General features: G+C 67.8%; 16 protein-coding genes. 12 read left to right on the top strand and 4 right to left on the bottom strand.

Annotated features, from left to right (window positions below; all coding sequences use genetic code 11):
• Positions 1-1,352 (top strand): ATP-dependent DNA helicase (locus ABD297_RS22655; protein ID WP_344257402.1); only part of this gene is annotated, 1,352 nt, incomplete at its 5' end.
• 27 nt (positions 1,353-1,379) lie between these two features.
• Here the strand turns inward: ABD297_RS22655 and ABD297_RS22660 are convergent.
• Positions 1,380-2,396, bottom strand: coding sequence for a LacI family DNA-binding transcriptional regulator (locus tag ABD297_RS22660; protein WP_344257403.1), 1,017 nt, complete (start codon positions 2,394-2,396; stop codon positions 1,380-1,382).
• Positions 2,397-2,651: 255 nt separating this feature from the next.
• On the opposite strand from ABD297_RS22660, the gene ABD297_RS22665 reads away from it, so the two are divergent.
• From ABD297_RS22665 to ABD297_RS22700, 8 genes are read left to right on the top strand one after another with little or no spacing between them, the layout of a single operon-like run.
• Positions 2,652-3,476, top strand: a complete 825-nt coding sequence (locus ABD297_RS22665) for a substrate-binding domain-containing protein (protein ID WP_344257404.1) — start codon at positions 2,652-2,654, stop codon at positions 3,474-3,476.
• Positions 3,477-3,523: 47 nt separating this feature from the next.
• Positions 3,524-4,291: an ATP-binding cassette domain-containing protein gene (locus ABD297_RS22670; protein WP_344257405.1), complete on the top strand. Its 768-nt coding sequence runs from the start codon at positions 3,524-3,526 to the stop codon at positions 4,289-4,291.
• Between the two features lie 7 nt (positions 4,292-4,298).
• A complete protein-coding gene (locus ABD297_RS22675; RefSeq protein WP_344257407.1) occupies positions 4,299-5,291 on the top strand; it encodes an ABC transporter permease in 993 nt (330 codons plus the stop codon).
• Entirely contained in the window at positions 5,288-6,331 is a 1,044-nt protein-coding gene (locus ABD297_RS22680) for a phosphotriesterase family protein (RefSeq protein ID WP_344257408.1), read from the top strand. The genes ABD297_RS22675 and ABD297_RS22680 overlap by 4 nt, the downstream gene beginning before the upstream one ends.
• Position 6,332: 1 nt before the next feature.
• Complete coding sequence (locus ABD297_RS22685; RefSeq protein WP_344257409.1) at positions 6,333-7,088, top strand: glutamine amidotransferase; 756 nt, start codon at positions 6,333-6,335, stop codon at positions 7,086-7,088.
• A complete protein-coding gene (locus tag ABD297_RS22690; RefSeq protein WP_344257411.1) occupies positions 7,088-8,035 on the top strand; it encodes a nucleoside hydrolase in 948 nt (315 codons plus the stop codon). Before ABD297_RS22685 ends, ABD297_RS22690 begins: the two co-directional genes overlap by 1 nt.
• Positions 8,032-8,955, top strand: a complete 924-nt coding sequence (locus ABD297_RS22695; protein ID WP_344257412.1) for a ribokinase — start codon at positions 8,032-8,034, stop codon at positions 8,953-8,955. Before ABD297_RS22690 ends, ABD297_RS22695 begins: the two co-directional genes overlap by 4 nt.
• A gap of 38 nt (positions 8,956-8,993) precedes the next feature.
• Positions 8,994-10,100, top strand: a complete 1,107-nt coding sequence (locus ABD297_RS22700; RefSeq protein ID WP_344257420.1) for a M20 metallopeptidase family protein — start codon at positions 8,994-8,996, stop codon at positions 10,098-10,100.
• 452 nt (positions 10,101-10,552) lie between these two features.
• Here the strand turns inward: ABD297_RS22700 and ABD297_RS22705 are convergent, their stop codons facing one another.
• Entirely contained in the window at positions 10,553-11,185 is a 633-nt protein-coding gene (locus ABD297_RS22705) for a response regulator (RefSeq protein ID WP_344257413.1), read from the bottom strand.
• The gene (locus ABD297_RS22710) at positions 11,182-12,600 is read right to left on the bottom strand and encodes a sensor histidine kinase (protein ID WP_344257414.1); all 1,419 of its coding nucleotides are present in this window, start codon (positions 12,598-12,600) and stop codon (positions 11,182-11,184) included. Before ABD297_RS22710 ends, ABD297_RS22705 begins: the two co-directional genes overlap by 4 nt.
• Positions 12,601-13,256: 656 nt before the next feature.
• On the opposite strand from ABD297_RS22710, the gene ABD297_RS22715 reads away from it, so the two are divergent.
• Both ABD297_RS22715 and ABD297_RS22720 read left to right on the top strand, forming a co-directional pair.
• Positions 13,257-17,471 carry a chitobiase/beta-hexosaminidase C-terminal domain-containing protein gene (locus ABD297_RS22715; protein WP_344257415.1) on the top strand — a complete coding sequence of 1,405 codons (4,215 nt, stop codon included), beginning with the start codon at positions 13,257-13,259 and terminating at the stop codon, positions 17,469-17,471.
• A 179-nt stretch (positions 17,472-17,650) separates the two neighbouring features.
• A complete protein-coding gene (locus ABD297_RS22720) occupies positions 17,651-18,148 on the top strand; it encodes a response regulator (protein ID WP_344257416.1) in 498 nt (165 codons plus the stop codon).
• A gap of 659 nt (positions 18,149-18,807) precedes the next feature.
• Here the strand turns inward: ABD297_RS22720 and ABD297_RS22725 are convergent.
• A complete protein-coding gene (locus ABD297_RS22725) occupies positions 18,808-19,161 on the bottom strand; it encodes a cupin domain-containing protein (protein WP_344257417.1) in 354 nt (117 codons plus the stop codon).
• Positions 19,162-19,800: 639 nt separating this feature from the next.
• On the opposite strand from ABD297_RS22725, the gene ABD297_RS22730 reads away from it, so the two are divergent.
• Complete coding sequence (locus ABD297_RS22730; RefSeq protein ID WP_344257419.1) at positions 19,801-20,223, top strand: hypothetical protein; 423 nt, start codon at positions 19,801-19,803, stop codon at positions 20,221-20,223.
• The last annotated feature ends 1 nt before the right edge of the window (position 20,224 follow it).

The raw sequence follows: 20,224 nt of genomic DNA on the forward strand, positions 1-20,224 counted from the left end.
CCGCGATGGCGGGCGTCCGAGCGGTCTGGGAGTCGCAGCACGGGCCGGGGTCAGTAGTGGGGCTCGCCCCGTCGGCGGCGGCCGCGGAGGTGCTGTCCGAGGCGGTAGGGGTGCCGACGGAGAACACAGCGAAGTGGCTCGCGGAGGTAGCCCGTCAGCCGTCTCGTCTCGCCGAGTTGGACGGGCTGCGCGCGGCGTTGGATCGCGCAAGTCCGACACTGCGGACCCGCACGCTGATGCGCCGAGCGCGCCAACTTTCCGACGACATCGACCGGTGGCGGCTGCGACCGGGGCAGCTCGTGATCGTCGACGAGGCGTCCATGTCCGGCACGTTCGAGCTCGACTCGCTGACGGCATATGCCCGCACCGCCGGCGCGAAGGTGCTCCTCGTCGGGGACTGGGCGCAGCTGTCCCCGGTCGCGGCCGGTGGTGCGTTCAAGCTGGTCGTGACCGACCGTGGTGATGCGCCCGAGTTGCTTGATGTGCGCCGGTTCCGGCACGAGTGGGAGCGCGATGCCTCGCTCAGCCTGCGGCTCGGGGCCAAGGGTGTCGCGGGGGAGTACGTCCGGCAGGGCAGGGTCCGCGGTGGCGACCGCGAGTCGATGCTCGACGAGCTCTTCGCCAACTGGACCGACGACGTCTCGGCTGGCCGGCGCTCGCTCATGGTCGCCGCCGACACTGCCACCGTTGCCGACCTGAACCGCCGGGCGCGCGCGTACGCGGTTACTGAAGGACGGGTGGCAGAAAGCGGGGTCACCGTTGGCGACGGGTCCGTGATCGGCGTCGGTGATGTCGTCGTGACGCGCCAGAACCAGCGCGACCTAGGAACCGGCGGCTGGGTCAAGAACGGCGATCAGTGGGTCGTCACCGGGGTTGGACGTGATGGTTCATTGCGCTTGCGGCGCGAGGCCGGTGGGGGAGTGGCCCATCTCCCGGCGGAATACGTCTCTGCCCACGTGGAACTCGGCTACGCCACGACGGCGCACCGTGCCCAAGGCAGGACCGTGGACACGACGCATGCCTTCGTCACGTCGACCACGCTGCGCGAGCCTCTGTATGTGATGGCGACGCGCGGCCGCGAAAGCAACATGTTGTACGTCGACACGGCATACGACCCCGATGCCGCAACCTCGCACGAAACGCCCTCAACGGTCGACCCGACGACGGTGCTCGAACAGGTGCTGTCGCAGTCGGGCGCCGACCTCAGTGCCACAGAGACGAGGGCCCGAGAGCAGGCCAACAGCGCCAGCCCCGGGCGGCTCGAAGCCGAAGGCGCGGCAATCCTGGATGTGGGACGCAGGTGTCGGGCCGCCCGAATAGTTCGAGGGTTCGAACATGGCCCGGATATCTGAGCCAGAGTGCTCGTTTCCGGTGCCAGCTCAAGCAGGGCTGGAGTTTCCGGCGACGAAGTTGGGAGCGATTCGGATCGCTCGAGGCGCTGGCTTTGAGCTCGGCGACGAGATCAGGTCAAGTACAGTTCGGCCGATCTCCTCGACCGGCTGACGGACCGTCGTCAGCGTTGGATGCGCGAAACGGGCGACCCCGATGCCGTCAAAACCAATGACCCGGAAGTCGTCGGGCACCCGAAGTCCGTGATGGTGCAGGCGAGCGATGACGCCCAAGGCGATGATGTCCGCGGCGGCGACGATCGTGCCTCGGGTCATTCCGTCTTCGAGGATCTGGTCGACCGCCTGCTGTCCCCACCCGAAGTCGAACTCGCCGAGGTACGTGGGGCTTTCGGGGAACTCACGAGTGAAGTGCTCAAAGCGCTCGTGCCCCGTCGATGAGACGGCGTGAGCTCCGACGTACACGGCTGGCTTGTCCGCAACGTCGACGTCTCGCCGGATGTGCCGGGTGATCAGGCCCATGCCCTGCGCGTTGTCACAGCCGACGAAGTGAACGTCCGCGTCGACCACTTGTCGGTCGAGCTGAACGGTGAGTGACGCTTGCGCGGCGCGCAGGACAGAGGCAGTGCTGTCGATCTCATGGCAGGGGATCATCACCACGGCGTCCACCTGACGCCCCAGGAATGATTCGACCCCGCGACGCTCAACCTCCAGATCGCCACAAGTGCTGAAGACGAGCATGTCCGTTGCCGAGCCCTCGAAGGCAGTGGAAAGGTGCTGAGCCAACGAGGAGAAGAAGGGGTTGTCCAGGTCGGGCACGAGGAGTCCCACGGTGGAAGTCCGACCCTTGCGAAGTGCACGGCCCACCAGGTTGACCTGGTATCCGAGCTCCGATGCGGCGCCGAGGACGGCGTCTCGCAGCGACTCGGCCACGGGCCGCGACTCACTGATGACGCGCGACACCGTGGCAACGGAAACTCCAGCTCGCTCAGCGACATCGGCCATCGTGACGGCCCGCGCCGTGGGCTCCTGCGAGCGCTGCTCGCGCATCTGCACCCCTTCGCCGTTATAGAAACGTGATCCCCGTTCTCGGTGGATGGCTGTACCTTACTCGCATCTCGGCAATCGATTGCCGAAGCCCATGAGGAGGTTCGAATGACGAAGATGTCCAAGTTTCGGGGACGTTCCCTACTCGCGATCACCGGCATCGCTGCTCTCGCGGCGACGTCTGCGTGCAGCACGGGGAACGAGCCTGCACCTTCCGCTGGTGGTGGCACGTCCGCAGCAGGAAAGTGCGTCATCGGCATGACGCAGATCAATCAGACGGCAGCTTTCTTCACTCAGATGAACGAGGGCGCTCAGCAGGCTGCCAAGGAGGCGGGCTGTGATCTGACGATCTCGAACGCCAACAACGACTCCTCGAAGCAGAACAGTGACATCGAGAACTTCGTGACCCAGAACGTCACGGGCCTGATCGTCGTCGCGATCGACGTAAACGGTGTCATCCCGGCGGTCAAGGCAGCGCGCGAGCGTGGCATCAAGGTCGTGGCCATCGACGCGAAGCTCGCGGAGGGGTCCGTCGACACGTTCGTCGGCGTGGACAACGAGAAGGCGGGCGCTGAGGCCGCCAAGTGGATGATCGACAAGGGCCTGGTCAAGGGCAAGAAGTACGGAGTGGTCGACGCGAAGAACTCGTTCATCCAGAACCAGCGCGAGGACAGCTTCCGGAAGGCGATCGACGCCGCGGGGGCGACGTACACCCAGAGCGTGAGCGGCGACAACGTCCAGGAGAAGGCTGCCACCGCCGCGCAGAACCTCGTCACCGCGCAGCCCGGTCTCGACTTCGTGTACACGACGGGCGAGCCGGCCACGGTCGGTGCGGTCAGCGCCTTCAAGGGCAACCAGAGCACGAAGATCGTCGGCTGGGACCTCACCAAGGAGGTCATCGCCGGCATCGACAGCGGCGCTGTCACCGCCGTCATCCAGCAGGACCCGAAAACGGAGGGCATGGAGGCGGTCAAGGAGCTCAAGTCCGTCATCGGCGGCGGCTCGGCCAAGGGCTTCATCGACGTGCCGATCACCATCGTCACCAAGGACAACGTCGAGCCTTACCGCAGCATCTTCCCCTGACCGCCCGCCACATCGACCCGCCACGCGACACCGAAGGACGCACCGCGATGAGCACGAGCACACCAGCAGCAGCCCGGACGGCCGCCCCGCCGACCCGGGTCGAGATGCGGGGAATCCGCAAGTCTTACGGAGCCCTCGACGTCCTGCAGGGGGTCGACCTGTCGATCGCCCGCGGCGAGGTCATCGGCCTCGTCGGCGACAACGGGGCCGGTAAGTCGACCCTGATGAAGATGCTCGCCGGTGCGGAGACCCCCGACCAGGGGGAGATCCTCGTCGACGGCGAAGCCATGACGGGGTCCGGGCCGCGCGCGGCCCGGGCCCACGGCATCGAGATGGTCTACCAGGACCTAGCCCTGTGCGACCACCTCGACGTCACCGCCAACCTCTTCCTCGGCCGGGAGAAGTACCACCCGGTCACCCGTCGCCTCGACACCGACCGGATGCACACCGAAGCCACCGAAGAGCTCGCCAAGCTGCACATCCGGATCACGAACACCCGTCAAGACGTCGGGAACATGTCGGGCGGCCAGCGGCAGGCCATCGCCATCGCCCGCGCCGTGACCTTCGACCCGAAGGTCCTCGTCCTGGACGAGCCCACGGCAGCCCTCGCGGCCAAGGAGGTGGAGATGGTCTTGCAGCTCATCAGGGACGTCTCTGCCCGCGGGGTCTCCGTGGTGCTCATCACCCACCGGTTGCAGGACCTCTTCGAGGTCGCTGACCGCTTCGTCGTGCTCTATGAGGGCATGATCCACCAGCAACTCGACCCTGCCGAGACCGACCTCGGCGGTCTCGTCACCGCGATGATGGGAAAGTGACCCGCCCGTGACCACGATCACCAGGAACGCCCGGCTCTCACGTGGCGCCCGCACCGAGTTCATAGGCCGGCACTTCGGCGTGCTGTCGATCACCGTCGTCTTCGCGGTGCTCTTCGTCTTCTTCAGCGCCCGTGCTGACGCCTTCCTGACGGCAGAGAACCTCGTCAACATCGCCCGCCAGATCGCCCCGACCGTCGTCGTCGCGATGGGCATGACCTACGTCATCACGACGGGCGCCATCGACCTGTCCGTCGGTTCGGTCGTCGGCCTGTCGGCGGCCTCACTCGCGCTCTTCGCCAAGACCGGCAACCCGATCGTCGCGCTGCTGCTGACACTGCTCATCGGCGGTGTCATCGGCGCGATCAACGGCGCCCTCACGGCATACGGTCGCCTGCAGTCGTTCATCGTCACCCTCGCAGCCCTCACCGCCGTCCGCGGCATCGCCCTGCTCATCACGCAGGGCTACAGCACCCCCATCGATTCGACGGTGCTGCTGCCGCTCGGCAACGGCAAGCTGCTCGGCCTCTACACGCCGACCTGGATCGCCATCGCCATCGTCGTGGTCGCGTGGTACGTCTTCACGCGCACCCGCTTCGGGCGCTACGTCACGGCCGTCGGCTCGAACGCTGAGTCGCTGCGGCGCTCGGGCGTCGACATCCGCCGCATTCAGATGGCAGTGCTCGTCATCACCGGTGTGCTCGCCGCCGGCGCCGGCATCATCGTCGCGACGCGTCTTGGCAGCGGGTCATCGAACTCCGGCACGGCCTTCGAGCTCGAGGTGATCACCGCCGTCGTGCTCGGTGGCACGAGCCTCATGGGTGGACGCGGCTCGATCATCGGCTCCGCGATCGGCGCCTTGACGCTCGGCATCATCAGCAATGGGCTCGTCCTGCTCAAGGTCGACGTCTACTGGGTGCCGATCGTCCAGGGCATCATCCTCATCGTCGCGATCTTCCTGAACAGCAAGCTCTTCGCCCGCCTGGTGCGGTCGCGCCGATGACGACGGTCATGACCGTGACGGGTCCGGTCGACGCCGTTGACCTCGGTACGACGCTGACGCACGAGCACATCGTCAACGACGTCACGTCGTGGTGGCAGGCGACGTGCTCCACCGGCTGGGACGCGGAGGAGTTCGCCGACCACCCGGTGACGATGGACATCGTCTGGGACCTCAAGCAGGACCCCTTCGGCAACCGGGACAACTGCCGGCTCGACGACGAGGAACTTGCGGTCGCCGAGGTGGCGCGCTTCGCCGACCTCGGTGGCACGACGATCATCGACGCCACGGGCCTGGGCATCGGCCGCGACCTCGACCTGCTGCGTCGGGTCAGCGAGCGCACCGGCGTACAGGTCGTGGCGGGCACCGGCTACTACCTCGACGGCGCCCAGCCCGACGACGTCAAGGCGCTGGCGCCGGAGGCCGTCGCCGAGCGCATCGTGCGCGACGTGACCGAGGGGGTCGACGGCATCCGGCCGGGCATCCTCGGTGAGATCGGCGTCAGTGCCGACTTCACTGCGGCCGAAAGATCAAGTCTCGCAGGCGCTTTCATCGCCCAACGTGAGGTCTGTCTCCCCGTAGAGGTGCATCTGCCCGGCTGGTTCCGCCGCGGCGGTGAGGTCCTTGACATCGCCGAGAGCTATGGCGTCGACCCGTCGTGCGTCGTCCTCTGTCACATGGGTCCTTCCGGCGACGACCTCGGCTACCAGGAGGAGCTGCTGCGCCGCGGCGCCTGGGTGCAGTACGACATGATCGGTATGGAGGTCTTCTATGCCGACCAGGGCGTCCAGTGCCCCTCGGACGAGGACAACGCGCGCTGGCTCTGCCGTCTCGCCGAGCGCGGTCACCTCGGCCGTCTCCTCATCTCGCAGGACATCTTCGTCAAGTCCCTCCTGCGCCACTACGGCGGACCCGGCTACGGCCACATCCTCCAGTACTTCGTCCCCCGTCTCCGCCGCCTCGGGATGTCCGAGGCCGACGTCGACCAGCTCATGAGAGCAAACCCCCAAAACCTCTTCGAGACCGCACAGAAGGAGAACTGACATGGCGCGCGTGCTGCTCGCCGGCGAGAGCTGGATTTCCCAGTCGACCCACTTCAAGGGATTCGACAGCTTCTCGTCGACCACGTTCGAGACCGGAGCCGACGCCTTCATCGAGGCCGCTCGCACCCAAGGCATCGAGATCGACCAGATGTACGCCCACGACGTGCCGGACCGCTTCCCGCGCACCGTCGAGGCCCTTTCGGCGTATGACGTCGTCATCCTCTCGGACATCGGCTACAACTCGTTCGTCCTGCCGAACTCCGTGTGGCTCCGGGGTGAGCGCACCGACAACCCGCTCGTCTCGCTCGTCGAGTGGACCCGCGCGGGCGGTGGCCTCATGATGGCCGGCGGATACCTCAGCTTCCAGGGCTTCCAGGCCCGGGCCAACTTCGCCCGCAGCCCGATCGCCGAGGCGCTACCCGTCGACATGCTGACGAGCGACGACCGTGCCGAGACGCCCCAGGGGGCCGTATGCCGTGTCGTCGCCCCCGAACACGAGATCGCCGCCGCGTGGCCGGGGGAGTCGCCCCAGCTGCTCGGCTACAACGTCGTGACGCCCAAGCCCGACGCCCAGGTCGTCGCGACTGTCGACGACGACGTCCTCATCGCCACCCGTGAGTTCGGCCAGGGCCGCTCGCTCGTGTGGACCTCCGACATCGGGCCGCACTGGTGCCCAACCGAGTTCCTCGACTGGGACGGGTTCGCACCCGTCGTCGGCTCGATGCTGCGGTGGCTCGGCGCCGGCCGGGAGTCCTGATGGGAGCACGCCCCATCGTCGTCGACTGCGACCCCGGGCACGACGACGCCGTCGCGCTGCTCCTTGCAGTGGGGTCCGACGAGGTCGACCTGCAGGCGGTGACGACGACCTTCGGCAACTGCTCGGTCGACGACGCCACCCGCAACGCGGTCCAGATCCTCACGCTGGCCGGCGCCACCGGAGTGCCGGTGGCCCAGGGCGCGGCTGGTGGCCTCGACGGGGTCTCGACGCTCGGCAACTACGTGCACGGCGCGAGCGGCCTCGACGGACCGGCAATGCCGGAGCCCGGCTTCGAGGTCGTCGCCGAGGGCGCGGTCGAACTGCTCCGGCGGGTCATCGAGTCGAGCGACGAACCTGTCACGATCGCGGCCACCGGTCCCATCACCAACGTCGCGCAGCTTCTCCTCGACCACCCCGAGGTCAGTGACGGCGTTCGCGAGGTGATCTTCATGGGCGGCTCCACGGAGCGCGGAAACCACACGCCCACTGCCGAGTTCAACACCTATGCCGACCCGGAGGCGCTCGACGTCGTGCTGCGCAGCGGGCTCCCGGTCCGCATGGTCGGGCTCAACCTCACCCACCAGGCACTGGCCACGCCGGAGGTCGTGACGCGGATGGCCGCCATGGAGCACACGGTCGGACGCACCTGCGCCGCGTGGATGGGCTTCTTCGGTGCGTCGTACAACCGGGTGTGGGAGTTCGCGGCGCCGCCGGTGCACGACCCTTGCACCATCGCCGCCCTCATCGACTCGGACGTCATCGAGTGGCGTGAGGCCTTCGTCGCCGTGGAGCTGCAGGGGACCTGGACGCGGGGCACGACCGTCGTCGACCTCCACCACCGCTACCCGGACGAGCGCCCGAACGCGCAGGTGGCGATGACGCTCGACGCGGCCCGCTACTGGGACCTCGTCATCGAGGCCGTCGACCGCGTGGGGCGTTCGACGTGAGCGGCATCAGCGTCGTCGGCTCGCTCAACGTCGACGTCAGCTACCGCGTGGCTGTCATGCCAGTGCCTGGCGAGACGGTCATGGCGAGCGACCGCGCGCGCTCCTTCGGAGGCAAGGGCGGCAACCAGGCGGTGGCCGCCGCGGCCCTTGGTGGTCGCGTCGGCTTCGTCGGCGCCGTGGGCGGTGACGAGTCGGGCCGGCTCTATCTCGGGCACCTGCGGAGTCTCGGGGTCGACGTCGCAGGGGTCGAACAGATCGAGCACTCGGACACCGGGACAGCGACGATCTTGGTGGACGACGCCGGCGAAAACCTCATAGTCGTCGAGCCAGGCGCCAACGCCCTGCTCGGGCCCGCCTGGGTCGAGCGGCACGTCCGTCAGGCGGTGCCCGACGTGGTACTCGCGCAGCTGGAGGTCTCCGTCGACGCACTTGAGGCGGCCGCCGCGGCCCTCCCCGACGCGGCGGTCCTCGTGCTCAACCCGGCGCCCATGCCGCCGAACGGCCGAGGCCTCGAGACCCTACTCGCCCGCGTCGATGTGCTTGTGCCGAACCGCAAGGAGCTCGGCCAGCTCGTCGGGCGGGGGGAGCCGCGCACCCTCACCGACGTGCGCGCCTGCCTGGAGGGTCTGACCTTCGAGGGCGCCGTCGTCGTGACCCTCGGCGCCGACGGCGCGGTAGTGCGCGAGCCCGGCTCCGCGCCATTCCACGTGCCCGCCCTTGGCGTCGAGCCGGTCGACACGACCGGCGCCGGGGACGCCTTCTGCGGCGCGCTCGCGCACGGCATCGCGGTCGGCCGTCCGCTCGGCGAGAGCGTGCAGCGCGCCGTGGAGGTGGCCGGCCGCAGCACTCTGCACCGGGGTGCCCAGCCGGGCGTGCCCCAGCGTGAGGTCGTCGAGCCTGGGCAGGCAGCGAGCCGATGAACGACCGGTTCGCCCAGGCCGCTGCGCAGCAGGACTGGATGGTGACGCACCGGCGCCACCTGCACCGTCACCCAGAGGTCGGCATCGAGCTGCCCGACACGCACGCGTACGTCGCTCGCACCCTGACGGATCTCGGGCTCGACGTTGAGACGCACCCGGCCGCCGGGGTCACCGCACGGGTCACCGGCACCGACCCCAACGGCGTCGTCTCGATCCTGCGGGCCGACCTCGACGCGCTGCCAGTGACTGAGCGGACGGGCTTGGATTTCGCCTCGGAGACGCCTGGAGCCATGCACGCGTGCGGGCACGACCTGCACACGGCGATGCTGCTCGGCGCCGCCAAGGTCTTGGCCGATCACCCGCCCCGCCGTGACACGGTCCTGGTCTTCCAGCCGGGGGAGGAGTCGGACCGCGGAGCGCTGGCAGTGCTGCAGCACGCCTCCCTCGACCTGGCCGCGGCGACGGCGTTCGCGCTCCATGTCCATGCCACCGCCGACCCCGGAACGGTCCTCTGTCGCCCCGACGTCTTCATGGCGTTCGGCGACTGGTTCACCATCGAGCTGGCCGGGCCCGGCGGCCACGCCAGCCAGCCGCACCTCGTGGGCAACCCGATCGACGCGGCAGGCGAGATCACGGCGGAGCTCAGGAGGGTGACCGCCGAACTGTCCGATTCCGAGCTCGTGGTCGCGACCGTCACCGAAAGCCGGATCGGCAACACCGTCAATGTCATCCCGTCATCGGGGCGGTTGCGCGGCACCATACGCAGCCTCAGCCCGCAGTCGAGGTCGAGCCTGATCGACCGGATGCACCAGATCGTGGCGGACGTGGCGAGGGCCTTGGAGCTGCAGGGCGACTTGACGATCCATGAGGGCTACCCGGCCGTCGTCAACGACGCCGCATTCACGGGACGGCTCGTCGAACAGCTCGAACAGCTCGACGGTCTGTCGGTGGCCCGGATGACGGAGCCGTCCATGGTGATCGAGGACTTCGCGTACTTCCTGCAGCGGTGGCCGGGAGCAATGGTCTACCTCGGTGCCCGCGGTGCCGGCAACACCTCGTTCAACCATGCCGACGACGTCGTCTACGACGAAAGTGTCTTGACGATCGGAGCCGCCCTCCAGCTTCTGGTGGCCGACGGTCTTTGACCATGGTTGGGAGCTCTAGACCTGAGGCGCGGTCAGTCGGTGACAGAGCATCACCATCCTCCGCGCGGAGAAGGTGGTCCATCCAAGCACCGGGCCCGCTGGGGGCTCACGATCACATCCGAAGCCTGCCAGGTGCGGTGCTCGTAGATGTACTCCACGAGCACCGCCAGTCGGCACCGTGGATACTTCCGTTGCGGTCGAGCTCGGCTGCGGCGAAAACGCGGACGCAGGCGCAGGGTCTCGTTCGCCTGGCGCAACTCCTTACCTTCCGCGCGAGATCACGTCTTCGCAGGTCAACGGTGCTTTTGGCACTCGCATCGATCGATGGCTTGTTAGACAGGCGGTTGGGGGTTCGAGTCCCCTCGCCAGCTCCGTGCTTAATCGGTTCCATAGCGAACCTGACCTGCGGTTGCGCCGTCATGGGGCCAGGAGCTGGCCCCACCCCTCCGTGGTCAGCTGGAGCTGATGTCGTGGCGCTGCGCCCATAACGCGGCGGAGGTGCGGTCTGCGACGCCGAGGACTGTGAATACGCGCGTGAGGTGCGCCTTGACGGTCTTCTCGCTGATGGTCAGCTGTCGGGCGATGCTCTTGTTCGGCAGACCGGTAGCGACTAGGGCCAGCACCTGGTGCTCACGCGCAGTGAGCAGGCCCGCGCTGGGGTTGGTGATGGGCCGGGTACTGGGCAATAGCGCCCGGGCGGCTTGGGGTGACAGTGGCACACCGCCGTTGACCGAGTCGCGCAACGCTTTGATGATGTCCTCGGGCTCGGCGTCCTTGAGCAGGTAGCCGACCGCCCCACCTTCCAGTGCGGCACGGACGCGGGCACCTTCGCAGTACGACGTCATGATGATGACCTTCGTCGTTGGTCGCACGGCCAGTACGGCTCGCGTCGCGTCGATCCCGTCCAAGCCGGCCATGTTCAGGTCCATCAGTACCAGGTCCGGCTCCAGGTCGGTCACTGCTGCCGCCGCCAGGGAACCGTCGCTGATCTCTCCGACGACGGCGATGCCCTGTGCCGTACTCAGCACGGCGCTCAGACCACGACGGACGACCGCGTGGTCATCGACGACGATGACCCGGATCATGGCGACACCATGGCATAGGTTCTCTCTCGCGCTGACGACTCTCGGGGCTGCTCAGCCGCCAGCCTGAGGGGCACTGTGACCGTTACCTCGGTACCCTGATTGACGAAGGACTCGAGGGTCAGGGCTCCGCCGTGGGACGTTACTATGGCGTCGAGCAGCTCGAGTCCGACACTGCCGCGGCGGCGTGCGGAACTTCCATCGGTGTCGAAACCGCAGCCATCGTCGCTGACCCGCAGCACAAGAGTCTGCAAGCACCTTGCTGTAGTGGCTGCGGGGACTCGAGTGACGCTCAGCGTCACAGCGCTGGCATCGGAGTGACGCACGATGTTGCGTACGGCTTCCTGGGCAGCCCGGTAGACGAGCGTCTCGGTGGTCTCGTCGAGTCCGTCGGCGGCGGTGACGTCGAAGTCGATCCTCAGGCCGCGCAGTTCGAGAGTGGCGCCCAGGTCGGTGAGGGCCCGTCGGAGGCCGTGCTCATGCAGGGCAGGCGGGGTGATCGTCACCACTAGGCTCCGCAGCTCCCGCATCCAGCGACGCAGATCTTTGGCGGTGTCCGTCATGACTTGAGCCATGCTTTCCTTGCTGTCGCCGGACCGCACGGCGGCCGCGCTCAGCGAGTACGACGCCCCGGTCAGGCCCTGAACGACGCCGTCGTGTAGGTCTGCCGCGATGGTTGCCCGTTCGCGATCAGACGCAGCGAGCGTAGCCAGGAGCAGACCCTCGCGTTCGTCCTGGCTTCGTTTGAGTCGGCGTGCCATCCGGTACGCCAGTGGCGCCTGCACGAAGTAGAGCAGGGACAGTCCTCCCAGGAGGACCGGAAGGCTGGACAGCCAGAGTCGTTCGCTGGCGTCCGTGATGACCTGATACGGCTGGTAGGTCTCAAACAGCAGCCGTTGTCCGGCGGGCGTCCGGACGACCTGGTACACCTCAAGGAGTTGCCCCCACTGCTTCTCGTCCTGGTTCTCTGCCCCTGAAAGGTCGCTGACATCCGCGGACGCGCCACCGTTGTCGAGTACCGACCTCTCTTGGCCTTCCAGCGGAAAGCGGGTCCCGATCAAGGAGGCGTCGTCCGAGTACACGATGCGCCCTGTGGCGTCCCAGATCTTCACGCGAACGATCTGGTGGCCTATGACCCTCTGGCGCACGACGCGATCGAGCGTCGCCTGTGCTGGTCCGGGCGTGAGGGCTTCGTCGACAAGGGCTGGACCGACGACTGCGGTGACCTCCATGTTCGTCACCATCAACGCCTGTCGGATGGCCTCGGCGGTCGCGGTCGCGTGCAGGACGAGCGCAAGGACGAAGGCAACCACGGTAAGGACGACGAGCCCGGCCAGGAGAAACGTCGCGACCGCCTTGGGCACGGAGACCGTCCGAGGCGGCTCGTTGTTCGCGATGCCACGCGATCGCCGGGTCACGAGGCACGTCCTCGGCTCAACCGGCTGGGGAGCAGCGCGTCATCTGAGGGCTCAGGGGGAGGTGTGGTTGCCCCCAGGACGCCGCGGCGCCTCTCACGCACAGCGCGCATGGGAACCCCCTCCGGTGAACAGTCGGCCCTTCTGGGACAGGATGCCTCGACGACCTCGGGGAAACCTCGTGACGAGCCAGTCGTCGCCCCTCCGGCCGCGCTCTGCCCGGGGAGCTCGTACTCGGCCACGCCGAGGGTGCTGTGGGGTCCTACCACCGAGGTCGTAGGCACTTGGCCAGTCCTAGGACCAAAGTCCGATGGCGTGATGACTGGCCCCGCAGGAGCCTGACCTCAAGCCTCCTGTCGACTCGGCCTACAAGATCAGCCGGGTCCTGGATCCGGACCATGCGGGTCGTGCTCGTCGCTGAGGACGTCTGGTGGGCGAGTCCGCGCTTGATCGCCCTCAACGACACCGCTGCCACGGATGACGGAGGGCACGATGTACTCACGTGAGGAAGAACCGTCATGAACTCCCAACCGTCAACGTCATCAAGGCCCGTGTTCGTGCGTAGCTCACGCCGGGAACGCTCCCGGTTGCGGGGGTTGTTCGCGGGTGTCCTACCGGTCGCGTTGGCGGCCACCGTCGGGACGGCGTCTCTTGTGGTCATGCTGGCGGGCCCCGCGTCCGCCGCCACCGGTGAGTCGTACCTGCAGCAGGCCACGGACCCGCACGGGAACATCTGGCTGCCGGGGACCACCGACGGGACCACGGCCGGCCCGATGGATCCGGGCACCGACCCAGCGAGCCCCGGTTACGGCCACCTGTGGACCACTGACGTGCCTTCGGGCTTCTGCCGGATCCTGCCCTCCTCGACGGACCCGGGCACCGGCGTGGTGACCGCGGCCGTGCTCGACCGCAACACTGCCGGTGGGTGTATCACCGCTGGGGGCAAGGCAGGTGGGCCGGCGCTGGACTCGCGGCGCAACCCGGACGGGACGTTGTACGTCTACACCCCGGACTGGGCCGTACGCAGCAGCGGGGTGTACCGGCTGACCTACAACCCGGGAACGCAGACGATGACCAAGTCGGAGCTGCTGGCTCCCAACCGGTTCCCCTTCGACAACAAACCGTTCGACGTGCAGCTGGGACCACTGGACCACAAGCTCTACGTGAGCAACGACAAAGACGGCAACCTGATGCGCATCACCGGAGTCAACGGACCGCTGAGTCTGCAAGCGGTCGAGTCGGTCGGCAAGTCCAGCGACTCCTCCCGGATGCGCGCGCTGACCTTCGCGTGCTGGTCGAACCTCGGTTCCCTGAACGGGGGGCTCGGAGCCTCGCGGGCACCGGGTGCCCCAGGCTGCTCGGCCACGGATCCGGCTCCCGACCTGGTGCTGGCCCAGAAGACCTCGATCACGGTCATCCTCAACGCGGAGACCTGTCAGAGCGCACCGGGTGGGTGCACCGCGGTGAGCACGCCGATCAAGGTGCTGACCCCCATGGGTCTGCGCACCGACCCGGCCGACCCCAGCGTGCTGTATGTCAGTGACTCCCCGGGTTCGCTCTCCCAGATCATTCGCTACCACATCGGCACCAACGTGCAGGACTCCTATGCGAACTACGGGGTGATGCCCGACGGTTCCCTCTCGCAGTTCTCCTTCGCCTTCGACGTCGGCTTCGGACCAGACCGCGCGATGTACGTCGGGGACGACCCGACCGCGGGGGCTACCGCGTTCAACGGACGCTACTTCCGAGTGGGACCCAACGCCCCCGCCGACGCCCAGGGTACGCCTGGGGTGCCGGCGAACATCCCACCGCTGCCGACGCCCTTCAACGGCGCCCTGTTCGGGGGAGCGTTCGGCACGGACACCGCCCCCTCCGGCTACTCCGACCCGACCCTGCCCGGCAACGGCGTGTGGCTGCCTGGCGCCCTGGGCGGCCACCTCTGGGCCGCCGACTCGATCGCCGGCCTCTGCCGCATGGACGTGCCACCACCGCCCCCCGGCGCCCCCGCAGCGGCCGCAGCTCTGACCCACGAGAATGTGTCCACCTGCATGGCGGGCGCCACGGCCGCCGGGCTGACGAAGCCCGAGCAGTCCTCCTACGACGCCGGCCGGCACCTGCTCTACGTCGCCGACGGCGGCTCCAAGAGCGTGGGCGTGGTGCGGTTCAGCTTCGACCCCGCCACCGAGACCCTGTCCAACCCGCAGGTCATCGCCGCCGGGCTGGTCGGCACCGGTCTGGGCCTGGATGGCCAGCGTGCCGACGCGGTGGCCCGTGATCCGCTGACCGATGCGCTCTACGTCGGGTTCCGCACCCGCAAGATCGGGGCCAACACCCAGATCGCCCGAGTCCCGAACGCGTCCGCAGCCGACACCACCACCCAGAACGTGGACTTCCTGGCCCAGACCACCCGCGACGTGCCCGTCTTCGGGCTCGGCGTCGTGGCCAACCCCTCCGTCGGAAGCCTGCCCGCCACCGCAGACCTGTACGTCGGCGACAACAAGGGCGTCGACGCCCTCTACAACGTCGGCGCTTGCGTCCCGGGTGGCTGCTCCCCGATCCTGATGCTCAACGTGCGTGGCCCCAAGGGCTTCGCCACCGACGGCACCGACCACCTGTGGATGTCGTCCCCACCCCCACCCGGCACCGCCAGTAGCACCACCACGGTGCAGCAGTACACGATCAGCACCGGCAGCTTGGCTCCGTTCACCGCGATCGGTGTCAACCCCGACGCCAGCCAACAGCCCTACGCGTATGCGTTCGGCCTGAGCCTGGACACCGCCGGCAACGTCTACGTCTGGGACAACCCCAACGTGCTCGCGCCGCCGAACAACGTGGGTCACGTGTGGAAGGTCGCCATCGGCGCGACGGGACCGGCCCAGCCTGCGCTGACAACCAAGCCCGCCAACCCGGGCAACAACCCCAGCCCCGCCTTCGCGTTCGCCTCGGTCAGCCCAGGTGTGACCTACCAGTGCTCACTCGTGGCGACCACCACACCGGCCCCCGCGGACACGTTCGCGGCCTGCACCTCCGGTCAGACGTTCGGCCCTCTCGCTGACGGCCCGTGGACGTTCAAGGTCCGCGCGATCGACGGCACCGGAACGACCAGCACGGCCGCCGTCTACGGGTTCACCGTCGACACCGTGGCCCCCGTGGTGAGCATCGGCTCCTCGCCCGCCAGCCCGACCAAGGTGAGCACCCCCTCGTTCACCTTCACCAGCTCCAAGGCCTCCACCACGTTCAAGTGCTCGCTGAGCACGGGCGCGGCGGCCTACTCCACCTGCGGGTCCCCGCAGACCTACACCGCCCAGCCCGACGGCACCTACACCTTCTCGGTGCAAGGCGCCGACCTGGCCGGCAACCTGAGTGCCCCCGCGAACGTCACCCTCACCATCGACACCGTCGCCCCGGTGCTCACGGCCACCCCGGCCGGAGGCTCCTACCCGTCCGCGCAGTCGGTGACGCTGAGCGCCAACGAGCCGTCCAGCATCTACTACACCACCGACGGGTCCGCGCCGACCACGGCCAGCACGGCCTACACTGCGCCGATCCAGGTCGCGGCCTCCACGACACTCAGCTACATCGGCGTGGACACCGCCGGAAACACCTCCCCGGTCGCCACCCAGAACTACACCATCGGCGCCGTGATCATCGACAGCTCGCCGGCCAACCCCTCCGCGGACACCAGCCCGGGGTTCGCGTTCTCCACCCCCGGCATCGCCGGCGCCACGTTCACCTGCGCCAAGACCGCCGGGGCGCCCACGGCCGCGGACTTCACTCCTTGCACCTCACCGGTGAGCTACCCCGCCACACCCGACGGGACCTGGACATTCACCGTCAACGCCGCTGACGCCACCGGCACGCCAGTCGGCTCGGCCACCCGCACCTTCCTGCTCGACAGCACCGCCCCGGTGTTGTCCAACAACCCGGCCAACCCCTCAACGACCTCCACCGAGACATTCGCCTTCCACAAGGCCCAGGCCAGCGGGTGGACCTACCAGTGCAGCCTGGTCGCCTCAGGGGCAGTCGACGCGTTCAGCGCGTGCACCTCACCGACCTCCTACCCGGGAGTCGCCGACGGCACGTACACCTTCAAGGTGCGCGCTCAAGACGCCGCCGGGGTCACCACCACGACCAAGGTGTACACGTTCACCGTCACCGCCGGGTCGAGCGCACCCACCACCACAGCGCCGGTCACGTCGTTGACCATCCCCTCCGGGCCGGTGTCGCTGACCGCGGTCCCGGCGCAGCTCAGCTGGACCGGTAGCCCCAACGCCACCGGCTACGAGCTACAGCAGTCCATCAATGGCGGCTCCTTCATCGACCTCGCCGGTTGCACCGTCACCACTACCTGCGCTGGCACGTCCGCCACGGTCAACCTGCGTCCCAGCCTGACCAACCAGTCGACGGTGACGACGTGCCGCTACCAGGTACGCGCCGTCAACGCCTCAGGGGTGTTCGGTCCGTATGCGGCCGCCGTGGCCTTCTCCGCTCCGGCGACCGACAACACCGGTGCCTTCAGCTTCAATGGCGGGTGGAGCGGGGTGAACCTCTCCGGCGCGTTCAACGGCTCGGTCCACGAGTCGAGCACCGTCGGTGCCTTCGCCCAGAACAGCACCGGGTTGGCCGGGTCCACCGTGGCCTGGGTTTCGACCACCGGACCGGACCGCGGGATGGCCGACATCTCCGTGGACGGCGGCCCCGCCGTCACCGTCGACCTGTACTCCGCGACCTTGAAGCCGGCCACCCTGGTCTGGCAGGCCACCAACCTGGGCAGCGTCAACCCTCACACGATCAAGGTCACAGTCCTGGGCGCCAGGAACCCGGCCTCGACCGGTAACAAGGTCGACATCGACGCTTACCTCGCACTGAAATAGACCAGCAGACCCGGCGGTCGCTCCTCCCCGCGCTACCGCCGGGTCTGCTCTGTTCGCCACCCGCTGCCTCAGCCCTTGGATGTTGCCAACCCCGCTCATGTGTGCCGGGGGTTGGGCGACCTGAAGGCGGTAGGCCCTGACTCACCACTGATGCGCGTTTCTATGCTCCGGAGGGCCCCGTGATCCGAGTCTTGGTCGCTGACGACCATCCCGTCATGCGCTTGGGGCTGCAGCTGATGATCGAGTCCGCTCCCGACCTCGTCCACTGCGGCTCGGCCGCCAACGGTGTCGCAGCCGTGTCGCTGGCACAGCAGACCGCGCCCGACGTCGTCGTCCTGGACGTCCGCATGCCAGGTGGTGACGGGATCCACGCAGCCCGCCGGATCCGAGAGCTGCTACCCGACACCGGCGTCGTCATCCACACCTCGCTCGCCTCCGCTGAAGCCGGCGCCCAGGCCGCAGGCGTCGACGCATTCGTCCTGAAAGGCGCCACCCCCCAGACCCTGATCGAGCACATCCGCTCAGCAGACACCACACGTCGGGCCACCAAGCGGACCAGCGACGGCAAGGGGTCACGCACGGACCCGGTCGCAACGACCCGTTCACATTCCCGCCCGACCCCCGGTTCCCGGCTACCTCTGACTCACCCTTCCCAAAGCATCACAGCTGATCTGTAGTGGCTTTCTGTAAAGGGGCAGAGCGAGGCGCCATCGGGACTACTGGGTCCTGACGGCGCCTCTCCATCGTCGTGGGGTGGCTGGCGAGCGTGTCGTTGGCGACGAGCGGTCAGACTGATATACGCGAGTTGGGTACCGCAGGACGGTGGTTCGGCAGCAACGGGACCGCGCTTCTACGGTCGAGCGTCGCTGTGTCTAAGTGGGATCGGCTGCTCATTGTTGTGTCACGGGTCGTTCCTCGCGCTGGCACCAGTCACCGGCTCGGCGAAGCGGTGAGGGGTGGTCAGTCGTCCATGACGGCCAACGACCAGCACCAGCCGGCCAGCTCGCCGGCAATCACGACGTTGGCGACGGTGTGTCGTTTGCGCCGCGCAATGAGCACGACCAACGGTGGTGAAGTCGCAGGTTGCCCTCATCGCCGCGGACCCGTGCGACCGGCGACGCGGGGTCACCGGTCACGCATTGTCTTACCCGCGACGTAGCGGGCACGGTGATGCCAGGCAGCCTCGACCAGCAGCCGGAGGGCGTGGCCGTTTCCGAACTTGGTGCCGACCCCTTCACCCGGGACGCGCCCGAGGAGGACTCGCTTGGCACCAACCCAACGAACGAGCCGACGCGAAAGACTGGCGCAGGCTCATCTGAAGCCGAGACGCAGCACCTCACTCAGGCTTGGCGTATGCCTTGATGCCGGTGTCGAGGAGAACGCATGCCTCGTCGCCATCGGTCCACGCGTCGTGTCCTGGTTCGAGGTCAACGACGTCACCCGGCTCGATCGCGATCTCTGTGCCGTCGTCGAACCGGACGGTCATTCGTCCCGACAGGCAGATTCCCGTGTGGTGGGTTTGGCAGGAATCGGTTCCGGCTATGGGCTTGACGTCGTTGGACCAGCGCCAGCCCGGCTCGAAGATGCCGCGACCCAGAGTGAAGTCGTTGAGCGTCACGACGTCCAGGTGACCGTGACCCTTGAAAGGACGTCGCTCATGCGGGGTGTGGATGCTCTGCTTGTCAGACATGGCTTTCCTCTCGTGGTCTCGCAGCCTCTCGCTTCGGCGGCCGGGCCGGCGAACTTGACCCTCTCACGCTAGACCGGAGGCCCCTTCCGCGGAGGATTTCCGACGAGCAGGTGGGGGGTAGCGCCTGGCTGCACCCCTCCCGAGAGACCAGACCGATGATTCTGGGAGGGCTGCCGTCGGACCGCCCTGGAACGTCGGCGTTTTACCTCGTCTTCGGCTTCCAGTGGTCCAACGACGAAATGCGGATCAAGAGTGAACTTCCGGCAGTTTGCCTCGACCATGCCGTTCCGTCTCGAGGTGTGGCCACCTTGCGGCGCCGCATGGGCGCGCCCATGGCCGGCGGACGCCCTGCACTCAAGGTCGGTCCGGACAGCCGAACAGTCCTCTGCCAGCCGTGCCCTCGACGAGCGCGTGGAGGAGGCGAGTCGTTCCGGACAAAGGGAAAACGCGATCACCCGGCGCTGTCCGCTCGGAAGATAGCTCGTGGGGCGCAATAAGGGGCGCCGCTCATGGCGCTATGCAGCGGTATGCGCTTTAGGTACGGTCGAAAGCAGCTTTGTTTCATCGGTCGCCAGCGAGATCCGTCGGGCGCTGTGTACGAGTCGGGCAGGCTGTCTCTGTCTGGCGGGGGAGCGGGATATGAGCGGCATTGCAAGCGAGGACTTCTCGGCGACATATGACAAGCGAGGTCGTCGCCGTATCAGTGTGGGACAGGTTGCCTCGAGGCTCGACCTTCGGCTTCACGGGCCCGACGTGGATAGCGACGCGTTGGCCGCTGGCTGTCAGTTGGCCATCGATCACAGGTTGGCGGCTGTTACCTGCCGTCCTGAGCACGTGCACCTGGCTTCGGTCCGCCTTGCCGGCACCGGTGTCGGCGTGGCGACCGGCTTGGGTTTCAACCAGCCGATGGCGGCCGCGGTGAACGAAAGCGAGCTCTGTCCCGTTCCGGGTCTGATGGAGGCTCTCATTCCACGGAAGGATGAGAGTCATGGCAGCACCGAGGAAGTACCCGGAGGAGCTTCGGGAGCGAGCGATCAGGATGGCCGTCGATCTGCGGCGTGAC

The organism is Terrabacter carboxydivorans, assembly GCF_039532035.1.
GTDB classification, from domain to species: domain Bacteria; phylum Actinomycetota; class Actinomycetes; order Actinomycetales; family Dermatophilaceae; genus Terrabacter; species Terrabacter carboxydivorans.